Consider the following 11,843-nt stretch of genomic DNA (forward strand, 5'->3'; position numbering starts at 1 on the left):
TTGGTATCATAGTTATTCTATTAAAAAATCGAGCAACAATGAATAAGTTCGTTTTAAATGAACCCAAAGGGCAGCACTTGTTTGAAATTTATACTACGTTATCGTATGTTCATGTAGCTAGCTACATTTCACATACTCTGCCTTGCCTAAATATCAAACATATTGCTGTAAAAGCAATCTCAAAAGTTCAACAGCCCCTAATGTAAGCCTTTGATTAATTTGTTCTCAAAGTACTCGGTGATATTGAATGACTCTAACAAACCTAATAAGTCATAGCTAAGATTTAAATTTAAATTTACTTCATTATCTAAATCAGGATTTCTGCCCTTGATTTCGGTCACGAGCAACATATAACCGTCATCCGTCATTGATACGGCAGAAGTTAAATGATGATAGTGTAAGTTTTCCAAGGCAGCAAATGCCAAACTAAACTCTGTGCTACTAGCTTTTAGCCCTGCGACCGCAGAGTTATTATAAACTTGGATAAGGCCATCACCAACATTGTGTAAATGCCCGGCTTTAATAAGAAAATGTTCGCCATCATAATATAGAGGCAATTGCCCTGAAACCTTGCCAGTAACAACTATACCTTGCTTTTTATCTAACTCGAGTAGTTTTTCTAAGTCTATTTTAGTTAATTTAAGCTCTACGGCCAACGTTTTACTAAAAGGCCATTGTGCGTGAGCAATAGCAAAAGACCCGCCAAACAAATTACCTTGGCTATTTCTAGCAACCAGGCTTAGCTCACCTTGGACAAAATCAATAGCGATTTGCGTCGAAAATTGACTAATTACCGTGGCGGTTTCGATCTTGGCAATGGTCAGATTATTGACCGCATTAGCCTTACCTTTAACGTCTGCAGCTATGGATGTTAGCTGACCATGTTGTAGCATAAATTGCTGTTGCCAGTTAAGTTCTTGCAGCCAAGTGCCATCTATTTCACCGCTAACATCCTTTACCGACAAAGCCAATAACATCTGATTAGCCATGAAATTTTCATTATTTTTAATTTGCCCTGATAAGTGGTAACTGAGTGTGCCATCAATAAGTTCCATCTCAATGGGCAGCTTTATTTTCAAGGCAAATAAGTCGGTAATTAGTAGCTCTTTGGCGAAGATCTCTATGCTGGGTTGACGTATATCACCGGTTAATTTTACCCTAGCAATGGCTAAGTTGTCGGCAATCACTTCGGCATGTATGACTATATTATCAACACTACCACTGACCTTAGTATTTAACTCAAGCCTGTTAATGTGGATGATATTAGCAAGATGTAGCTGGCTTATCTGGTGGTTAATTTCCAACTCAAAAGTCACAGCCGCACTATTATTTAGCTGACTTTGCCGCTCATGCTTGGCAATAGCGACACTGCCTTGCCAGTGGCTAATAAGCGAGGTCACTATTGCTTTATTTTTTATTTTTTCTTGCTGACCCATACTTGATGGCAGGCTTAGCTGAGTTATTTCAATGGCCGTGTCTTCACCAAGCGTTACTTGCCAAAAGTCATTATGCTGCACCAGTGCACCGATAATATTTAGTTTTACCGGCTGCTTACTAAAAGGCGCTAATTGGCCAACATTTACTTGTCCTGTCAGTGAAAATTGCACTTTTTGTAAGTTAACCGTTATTGCTGGCTTATCATGATAACTGAGTGCTAAATTATTGAGTGATAGTGTTAGCGGTGCATTGATATTGCTAGTGCTGATATTAAAGCCATCGCTTATAATGCGCTGCTTGGTGAAATCTATCTTTACCGAGCCCCTTGGGCTCACACTTACCTCGTTAATAACATTATCGTTAAGGAAATTTAGCACTTGCACAGCAACTCCTTGGGCAGAGAGTGCCTTAAGCAACTGTGGTTGTTCAATAATTAGCTGTATTTTATTGTGCTGATAACTTGCTTGATTCTTATCATGAGTAAAATCCAAGGTTAAATTGCCAGCCGTGAATACTGATTGCCAAGCCAATGTTGCTTCGATTTCAATAGGCCCTGATTGGGCAAAGCCTTGCTCTGTTCGAAAAGAAAAATGACTGAGTGTATTTGTCATAGTCAAGACTTGCTGATGCCAGTCAATTTGGCTGTTAAACGCCCCCATAACGGACCAAGCTTCATTGTCTGCAGTCACTAATGGTGCGACTAATGCTGGCGGTAAAGCCGATTGATGCAGAGTCAAAAAAGTTCTCAAGCTGGCTAAATCAGTGTTTATGTTAGCGCTAAATCCTTGCTGCTTTCGCACGAGTTCAAGGACAAGAACAGACTCTTTTTTAGCGTTAGCTAGGGAAAAATGCAACTGCTCTGCTGTCGCTGATAATTGCCCTTGATAAATAGATTGCTGTTGATTGTATTGATTAGTGAAGACTTGATAACTAAATGCTTGTATATCAAGTTCGACTGGCACAGTAAACTCGACGATATCATTGAGTAACTGGCTAAGTTGAGCAGGAAACTCGTTAGATTTTTGCGCAGCTGAACGGGCTGGTAAAGAAATATCAGCTTTAGCACGCACATTAGCTGAGGCAATGTGTATCGCTGAAATAGCATCCGCTATTTTAGCCGCTGTTAAGTAGCTTGGTTCAAACTGCCACTCTATTCTGGTATTAATTAACTCTAGCTCAGCATAGGGCGTGTCAATACATAAGCGGCTAATCAACAGATCAAAATTGGCATTTATATTAAAATCTAGACACGTTATTGCACTATTATGCGATGTTAGATAATTATTTACCATTGAAGTAACCACTGAACTACGGCTATAAAATACCGTACTAAGGGTAATAACAATGACTAAGCATATCGCCAAGGTAACTTTAAACAAACGCAATTATAATCCCTTACCATCAAATATGAATATGATAGATACACAGCTATTACATGGCCCTAGTATCTTTTCTATCGAGTATATCAGCAAGTCATTATTACTAGGTTAGCATGCTAAACAAAAGAGTCAGCTCAATCGACTAGCGAAAAGATAACTCAATATACTGATTAACTTTGTCGTTATTCAGTCGTTGTGGCGATAGGTGGTCCACAATTTCCAGCGCTTGATGTACCTTAGACAACCCTATTTGATCATCCAAGGGTAAACCTGCAAATGATTGATCATTGATAGTATATTTAAGTAAAGCTAACACACTTTGCAGAGATGACTTAAAATCAGCCTTATGCTTCTGTTCTTCAACATTAGCTAGGATGTCCTTAGCGATATTTAATGCCGCAGTTAACGCAACTATGGTTTCACTTTCAGTGACGACATCATCACCTTGAGTTTCTTCATCAACATCCTCTTTATTCAAACGTTCAATAAAGTCGCCGATATAACTAGTTAAAGTGGTGGTGGACATTTTCTCGCTAACGGCACTATTTTGTTCATTGACAGTGTCACTAGTTAAAGCCGCATAATCACCTTTTGAAATCAGTCCAAATTGGTAAAGTTTTTCTTTTAACTTGCCAACATCATCTAATGTCAGCTGGGCACCGCTAAAAAACTCGCTACTAATGGCATTTATCTTTTGAGCCCTGCTTGATAAAAATAAATTATTAGTCGCTATGCCCGCAGAACCTTCACTTTTAACACTGTTTTCAGTATGATTTTCAATTATCGCTTCTATCTCAGAAGTATTCTGTTGAGCGACAGTTAAATTGTTATTAAATACGGAGCTATACAGGCCTAGACTATTGATCATTTGATAAATCCCACAATATATTGACACTTATATTGCAAGCAATTTACACACCACTTATTTTTGTCGCCTTAGTTACGCTAAAATCAGTTTAAATAAGCCTGGATGGATGACTATTGATACTTAAATAAAAATCCCTGTGCTTAAAAAACACCAAAAAAGACCACCATAAGTACTAGGTTCAAAACATAACAAAAGCTTTGCCTATTGTTGTAAATGCTTACTTTTGCTTTATAGTTAATTAAAAATCTACGTTATAAAAAACAAAGGATTACTGTGGACAACGCCTGCTTATTAAAAGACGAGTATTCATTAGCTAAAACGTGGCCACTATACCTTACTCTTTTTGTTAGCTCTGTGATTTCCAGTTACTTTTTATCGTCCATTTCCTGGCAAAGCCAAATTATTCCTATCTGGTTGCCTGCAGGTATCGCTTTGGTTGGCTGCTATCTATGGTGGTGGCGCTTTTTTCCTGCCGTATTCCTGGCATCCTATATTTTCAATTTTTCAGTAAACCCTAATTTTGACGCCGCAACTTTACTTTCAGTCACCTCGCTACAAAATGTGATGATAGCGAGTGGTGCGGGTCTGCAAGCTATGGTGGGCAGTGCCTTACTTAGATACTGGCTTGATAATCCACTCCGTCAATGGCACAACAAAAAAACACTCTATTTTATCTTTATTGTCGGCATTTTTGTTAACCTCATCTCTGCCAGTATCGGCGTTAGTGCGCTTGCTCTATTCAGTCCTCATTATGCTGTGGCAGACTTGCAGTTAAAGTTTATTTTTTGGTGGTTTGCTGACTCATTAGGCGTATTACTTGCCCTGCCTTTTATTCTGAGTTTACTTAACTTTCGTCAGGTAAAAACCGAGCAACGTAAAGCTAGGTGGATTATTCTCTATTCAGTCAGTGCTTTATTCATTATTATCATTTTACTGACCAAGTTTTTTATTACTAGCTCAAATATCCATGCCAATGAGTTAATCACCAAGGAAGTGAAAGTAATAGAAAACGGTATTTACCGACAAATAAGCAGTAGTATTGAGCAATTAAGTTTATTAGCGGAGTTTCTTCAACAAAACCCTGATGTCAGCCGTGCACAGTTCCATGCCTTTGTTTATAACCTCACTCGCAGCTCTAACACACTTAAAGCCATGTCATGGAACCCGCTAATTAAACAAAATGACAAACTTCAACATGAAAAAAAATTAACACAACTATACGATAAAAAAACCACTATTCGAGGTAAGCCGCTAGCCATTAATGACGATATTGTTTACGTGAAATTTATCAGTCCTGAGCAGAGTAACCGTAAAGCAATCGGCTTTAATGTCTATTCCAATCCATCACGAAAAAAGACTCTAGATAGCACCATGGTAAATTATCAACCGCAAGCCACCCCGATAATTCAACTGGTGCAATCTTTTAATAAAGAACCCGCATTTTTGTTGTTTTTTCCAGTCTTTGCGCAAACTATGCCAACAAAAAACACCGCCGATAAAAAATTAATTGGTTTTGCCACTGGGGTTTTTTTAGCAGAAAAAATTATTGCTAATGCGATTAGTGCTTCACAACAAAAACTCTTTCATTACCAACTGTATGAACAAAACAAAAACAAATGGTTTCTCTCCAATGCCACTGACAGTCAAATTAAGTCGACGGATATTAACCAGTATTTTAGCTATTCCTTCGATGTTGCCGGACAGACCTGGTATATCCATTTATTTGCTAAAAAAAGTTATTTAAACCAACAGCAACAGCAAGAATTCCTGCAGTTTTACTTACTACTGCTCGTCATTGCCACCACAATAGTTACCTCGCTGTTATTAATGCATAACAGGCAATTACAACTTAATCATCAAGTTGAGCAAAGGACAGAATCTTTACAAAAGGCGATGCAAGCGGCCAATTATGCCAATAAGGAAAAAAGTCAATTCATCGCCAATATGAGTCATAAAATTATAACACCAATGAACTCAGTGATTGGCTTCGCGCAACTTGCCAGAGCATCTAGCAACATGGAGGAAATAAAGTCCTACCTGCAACATATAGATGTTGCATCAGACTTACTTCTGCACATAGTAAATAATATTATTGATATCTCAAAAATTGAGTCAGAAAAGTTATATCTCACCGATGCAGCGTTTGATATGCATTTAGTTTTAACTCGGATTTACAGCTTATTTGAGGGTGAAGCCAGCACTAAAAAACTCCGTTGGCACTTAATAGATAATATCCCTGCAGACATGACATTTTTAGGCGATCAAACACGCATAGAACAAATTTTAATAAATCTATGTGGTAACGCGATGAAATTCACCCACAGTGGTGATGTATCCATGAGCGCTGAGTTACTTGCAGTTACCGATAATAAAGCGCATCTGTCGATAAAAGTAAAAGACACAGGTATTGGCATTACGGCAGAAGGTATTGAACAATTATTTAAACCCTTCACCCAAGCGGACGATGCCACATCTCGTGGCTTTGCTGGTACAGGTTTAGCTTTAACTATTGCTAAGAAACTGAGCCAATTAATGGCAGGAGATATATCGGTAGCAAGTAAAGTAGGAACTGGTACTAGCTTTATTTTTACTTGCTGGCTGCCTCTGACGAGCACCAAGCCTAAAGCAACAGTGTTCAGCCATCATTCATGGCAACCGTTAGTCAGACAAAATGAAGAAATTCCACAAGGTAGTGCAGGACTAACAACTCAGCCTGCTAGCTACCCTGATGAAATCTCGGTCTTAAAAGTATTGGTTGCTGAAGATAATCGTATCAACCAAAAACTCATCAAGACCATACTGACTAAGCTAGGGATTGATGCTGTGATGGTCGAAAATGGCCAATTGGCTATCGATTACTTACAGCGTGAGTCGGTGGATGTTATTTTAATGGATTGTCAGATGCCAGTTTTAGATGGCTATCAAGCAACAAAAAAAATAAGAGCTATGCCTGAATATGCTGATTTACCTATTTTTGCTTTAACGGCTGATGTTGATAGCCGTAGTAAAGAAAAAGCTCTGTCAGTAGGTTTTACTAAACACCTAGCCAAACCCATTAACATTGAACAATTAACCGCCTACTTGCTTGAAGTAAGTAAAGTAGTCATCAGCAAATACAATAACTTCAAATAAGTAATTTATAACTAAAGACGCCGCTTAAAAGTAATTTTTAAACGGCGTTCTTTCTTTAAAAAAACAATTGCTAATTAACGCTATCTAACTAATATTTCCACACTCTAGCTATTCCTTATTAAACATCTTGGCGAATAAGATAATCAAAAGCTCCTAGGGCGGCAGTGGCGCCACTGCCCATAGCGATAATAATTTGCTTATATGGACTATCGGTAACATCCCCAGCGGCAAAGACACCCGCTATTGACGTTTCACCACGACTGCCGACGATAATTTCACCGCGATTAGTTAGCTCTATATCACCTTGTAAAAACTCACTGTTCGGCATCAAGCCTATTTGTACAAAAATACCGGCTAATGCTAGCTCATGATTTTCACCCGTGCTGCGATCAGTGTAACTCAAGCTAGTGACTCGCTTACCATCACCTAACACTTCCGTGGTTTGCGCATGAGTAATAATCGTTATATTGCTTAATGAGTTCGCTTTTCTCACTAATACGTCATCAGCGCGTAAGCGGTCAGCAAATTCTAATACCGTCACATGTTCAACAAGACCGGCTAAATCAATGGCCGCTTCAATGCCTGAATTACCGCCGCCAATAACCGCTACTCGTTTGCCTTTAAATAATGGCCCGTCACAATGCGGACAATAGGCCACACCTTTACCACGATATTCATGTTCACCCGGCACATCCATTTCACGCCAGCGCGCTCCCGTCGCTAAGACTACCGTTTTACTACTCAATACCGCGCCATTTGCTAAGCTAACGTCAATTAAACCGGTCTCTTCATTACGCTTCACTTGGCTGGCTTTATTCCCACTCATGATATCAACATCATAATCTCGAACATGTTCTTCTAAACTGGCAACCAGTTTTGGTCCTTGGGTGGCTTTTACCGAAATAAAGTTTTCAATCGCTAGGGTATCGCTAACTTGCCCACCAAACTGGTCAGCGACCAAGCCAGTATTAATGCCTTTTCGTGCCGCATAAATTGCCGCTGCCGCACCTGCTGGCCCACCACCCACCACTAAAAAGTCATAGACTGCTTTATTCTCCAGCGCTTTGGCTTGACGAGCAGCAGAATTTTTATCGACCTTGTTTAAAATATCCGTTAATGATATTCGTCCTTGGCTAAATGACTCGCCATTTAAATAAACACTGGGTACCGCCATGATATCGCGATCAAATACTTCGGTTTGAAATAGCGCACCATCAATCATGGTATGTTTTATTTGCGGATTTATCGCCGCCATCATATTTAAGGCTTGCACCACATCGGGACAGTTTTGACAGCTTAATGAGATATAAGTTTCAAATTCGAACTCACCTTCAAGGTTACGCACTTGTTCTATTTGCTCCGCATCAAGTTTTAACGGATGTGAGCCACTGTGTAATAACGCCATCACCAGTGAGGTAAATTCATGGCCCATAGGTAAGCCAGCAAAACGTATTTCACTCTTGCTAGCGACACTACGCACTAACATAGAAGGGATTCTTTCCTTGCTCGCTTGGGCAGTATTATTGCCATCAATGGCGGTAACTAACGGTGATAACTCAGCAATTTGATTTACTAATTGGCTAAGTTCTTTTGCCTTAGGACTTTCATCAGTAAAGGTGACTAGCTCGACTGGTGTTTTTAAATTGTCTAAATAACTTTTTAATTGTGCTTGTAGATTTGCGTCTAACATAATGACCTCTGAAATATTTACTGGGAAGTGGAAAAGTAATAAGGGAAAGAAACTTTGTAGGTTTTAGAGAGTATTAGTAGCGGCTTAACATCCATGTTTCGCTATTGTTTGAGTTAATTAGCATTAAATGACGCTTATTCGAGGCGTGAAGCATGAGCATAGCTTGCCTATGTGATTGCTGAACAACAAAGAATAAGTGCCATTTAAACTAATTAAAAAAACATAACTAATACTTTAGATTTTGCCTACTAAGTCTAGTGAAGGAGCTAGAGTATCTGCACCTGGTTGCCATGCTGCCGGACATACTTCACCATCATGCTCTGCTACATATTGCGCGGCTTTAATTTTTCGAAGTAATTCAACTGCGCTACGGCCTATACCTAGGTCATGTACTTCAGCAATTTTGATTTCACCTTCAGGGTTAATCACAAACGTACCACGAAGTGCTAAACCTTCGGCTTCAATCATGACACCGAAGTTACGAGTAATTGCGCCCGTTGGGTCACCAATCATAGGATATTGGATTTTTTTAATGGTATCTGAAACGTCATGCCATGCTTTATGAGTAAAGTGGGTATCCGTTGATACTGAGTAAACTTCAACACCCATTTTTTGCAATTCTGCGTAGTGGTCTGCCATGTCACCTAATTCGGTCGGACAAACAAAAGTAAAATCAGCCGGGTAGAAGAAAAATACTGACCATTTATCGGCAACATCTTTTTCGCTTAATTCAACAAACTCGCCATTGTGAAAAGCGGTAGCGTTAAAAGGTAGTAATTTAGTATTAATAATTGATTGGTTCATAATGAACTCCCGTTAAGTGTAGTAATTGTGTTGGAAACCTTTGCTCGGTAAAGAGTTAAAGCGTTTCCTGAAGACGGGAGAATAATAACGCCGAGGCTTAAATTAGTATAATCGATAGTATTTATCAGTTTGATAGGTAAAACCTATCACTAGGTTTGGAGATTTTTTTCCTGCTTGGCGTCGCAGTTGCGACCACACCCAAGGGGCGACGTACCGCCGCGCCTCCCCTTAGAACCCCTGCGACACCCTACTCAGCAGAACATTCAATCACCACCTAGCGTAAACCACGATTCCTGCCGATTTATCTTCCCTGAACAACGGCAGCCCTCGACATCAGCGCCTTTATTTGAAAGAGCCTTGATAACACTTGAGTGAATTGAAGAGTACGTTTGTTAGCAGCGCCGGGGGAATTTCAAAGGGCTTAACTTAGGTGCAGTGCGTTTAGCCCCCATCTATGCTGGGTGCCGTCGCCACCGCGACAAATAATTCAAATTTTCTCTGCCCCCCATTTATTCAATGTTCACTAATACCACACAACGGACTTTAGCATTTAATCAGTAGTGTTGATTTGGATTAGATTTTTTATCGATAACGCCTCAATAACGGGCAGACAAACCGAAGGTTTGGCTGTCCAGCCAAAGGCGACCGTTAATTGATTTGTTATGAATGTTCAAGGAGCGTAAACCTCCATGTACTTTTTGCTTTCACTGCCTCCAAATAATAAGACAGGTTCAGGGCCTCCACCGGGATTTCTAATGGCTGACATCAAGAAATGCTCTTCTTGATATCTTAAAAAGGAGCGCGCTTTTAAAGTTATAACATGTGTTCCGTCACCAGCCCATTGCCGCGATTGATCTTCTCCCCAATAGGGATAACCTGCTCCAACACTTTTAGAATACTGCCTAGGAAAAGTGGCAAATACATATTTCTTTGTAAGGTTGGGTTCAGCAGTACCTATTTCATCTTGAAAGAGAATAAAGCTATCTTTTGCATGCTCTACCGTAACATGGCTTGTTATTTGAACAGAGACCTTTACATTCTTTATTGATTTGATAAATTTGAGCGCACATGTTGCTTTTAGGTAAGGCTTCTCTTCAGTTACGGACGAAGCAAGAACAAAATGATCAACATCAAATATCCTGCGCTTAGTTCTAATCCAAGACCCCAATTTTGAGTACTTTGAGAGCAGATCGGCATATGCAACACCCAACATAAAAATAAGAAGCGCCAAAAACAAATAGCGCCAAGGAAACTCAATATATTTGGTATTTATGTCGTCTATTATCCATTGCTGCCCGAACCACAAAACAAGAGCCAGCATTGCAGGATAACCTGGTATTTTATACTTCAAATCTATTCCTTTATCGAAAATGTAGATAATTCATAACGCCTCACTAAGAGGCAAATAATAAGTTGGTTAAAATAAGCGACGAATGAGCAAAAACCAACTGTTATTTGTCCTTTTGAGTGACTTGTTAGCCCATAACCCTCATGTAGTCATATTCGATATCCATTCTCGTTAATTCGTCTTTATCTCTGATTTTTAAGTTGAACAAAACGAAATCATCCAATCCGTCTATGCTCTTTACTCCACCATTCTCACCAGGTATGCAAATTTGAAAGAGAACGGGAACACCATCCTTGTGTTTCTCTCTAAATAGAGGGAAGTAAGACTGTGGGCCTATTTCACACCTTTTACCTATGATCGTTAATGCAAACATAGGAACATGCACATCGGTCAAACTCTCTGCTTTGCGCCTTTTTTCAATACCTTCATTATGTTTTTTGACCGAATCAGATTCAAGGTTTGGGTAGCAAAGAAAAACGTACTCTTTAGGGTTTAATACAATGGTACTCAAGCATACATTTCCTGCCTCATCATGTGTGCTCCCACCAGCCCAATAAAGTAATGTTTCATGCATCTGATGAGCATATTCCTCATCTTTAACAACAAAGCCCACAATAGGTATTTCTGGGCCACCACTTGGGTTCACTCCGACTCCAAAAGATACACCTAATAATCTTTCTGGATCGTGTTCATAAGTAAGCTGTGGCATAACTAAAAAACTGTTGTAAATAAATATGGTTTGCTCTAAGAAAGTTATCAGCAAATAAACTGTCAAACCAGCAACAAACGCATAAAAAGATTTTTCAAAGACAATGAAAGCTAAAAATAAACTTACTAACGTAAGTAAGCTCTTAAGTAACATAATGTATGGCTTAGCATTCTCATGGACCACTACTCGATAAAAGCTCTCCGTCATTTCCAGTTGAAAACTCAATCGAATTTTATTAATGAACGAGAAGAGTTTAAGTTTAATTTTTTGCCTGCGATTCATTCAACCTCCACGGAAGTATGATTGTTGTGGGCTAACGCCGCGTTAAGCGGACTAAAATTGTTGGTTATAATGTGTAGCGAAGCGAAACCTAACCAACTGTTTTAGTTCCGTTTAAACGCCTTGTTGAACGAAGCCGCTATGCGGCAGAAAAAGCAAACCTCGTCTCTACTTAAACTATCCGTCAACAAAGGCGG

Annotated in this window: 7 protein-coding genes; 1 reads left to right on the forward strand and 6 read right to left on the reverse strand. The window is 39.4% G+C overall.

All coding sequences use genetic code 11. The features are described 5' to 3' along the window. Positions 1–197: 197 nt before the first annotated feature. Both CMT41_RS16670 and CMT41_RS16675 read right to left on the reverse strand, forming a co-directional pair. Positions 198–2,822 (reverse strand): intermembrane phospholipid transport protein YdbH family protein, encoded by a 2,625-nt coding sequence (locus CMT41_RS16670; protein ID WP_058027893.1) that lies wholly within the window; start codon positions 2,820–2,822, stop codon positions 198–200. A gap of 136 nt (positions 2,823–2,958) precedes the next feature. Then, the gene (locus CMT41_RS16675; protein WP_058027894.1) at positions 2,959–3,684 is read right to left on the reverse strand and encodes a hypothetical protein; all 726 of its coding nucleotides are present in this window, start codon (positions 3,682–3,684) and stop codon (positions 2,959–2,961) included. Positions 3,685–3,957: 273 nt separating this feature from the next. On the opposite strand from CMT41_RS16675, the gene CMT41_RS16680 reads away from it, so the two are divergent. Next, complete coding sequence (locus CMT41_RS16680; RefSeq protein ID WP_058027895.1) at positions 3,958–6,816, forward strand: CHASE domain-containing protein; 2,859 nt, start codon at positions 3,958–3,960, stop codon at positions 6,814–6,816. A 118-nt stretch (positions 6,817–6,934) separates the two neighbouring features. On the opposite strand, the gene ahpF is transcribed toward CMT41_RS16680, so the two are convergent. From ahpF to CMT41_RS16700, 4 genes are all read right to left on the reverse strand, one after another. Further along, a complete protein-coding gene (gene ahpF / locus CMT41_RS16685) occupies positions 6,935–8,506 on the reverse strand; it encodes an alkyl hydroperoxide reductase subunit F (protein ID WP_057182878.1) in 1,572 nt (523 codons plus the stop codon). A gap of 234 nt (positions 8,507–8,740) precedes the next feature. Next, positions 8,741–9,310 carry an alkyl hydroperoxide reductase subunit C gene (ahpC, locus tag CMT41_RS16690; RefSeq protein ID WP_057832855.1) on the reverse strand — a complete coding sequence of 190 codons (570 nt, stop codon included), beginning with the start codon at positions 9,308–9,310 and terminating at the stop codon, positions 8,741–8,743. 670 nt (positions 9,311–9,980) lie between these two features. Then, positions 9,981–10,661 carry a hypothetical protein gene (locus CMT41_RS16695; protein ID WP_058027896.1) on the reverse strand — a complete coding sequence of 227 codons (681 nt, stop codon included), beginning with the start codon at positions 10,659–10,661 and terminating at the stop codon, positions 9,981–9,983. A gap of 124 nt (positions 10,662–10,785) precedes the next feature. Further along, the gene (locus tag CMT41_RS16700; RefSeq protein ID WP_058027897.1) at positions 10,786–11,649 is read right to left on the reverse strand and encodes a hypothetical protein; all 864 of its coding nucleotides are present in this window, start codon (positions 11,647–11,649) and stop codon (positions 10,786–10,788) included. Positions 11,650–11,843 lie beyond the last annotated feature (194 nt).

The sequence above is a fragment of the Colwellia sp. MT41 genome (assembly GCF_001444365.1).
Classification (GTDB): Bacteria; Pseudomonadota; Gammaproteobacteria; order Enterobacterales; family Alteromonadaceae; genus Colwellia; species Colwellia marinimaniae.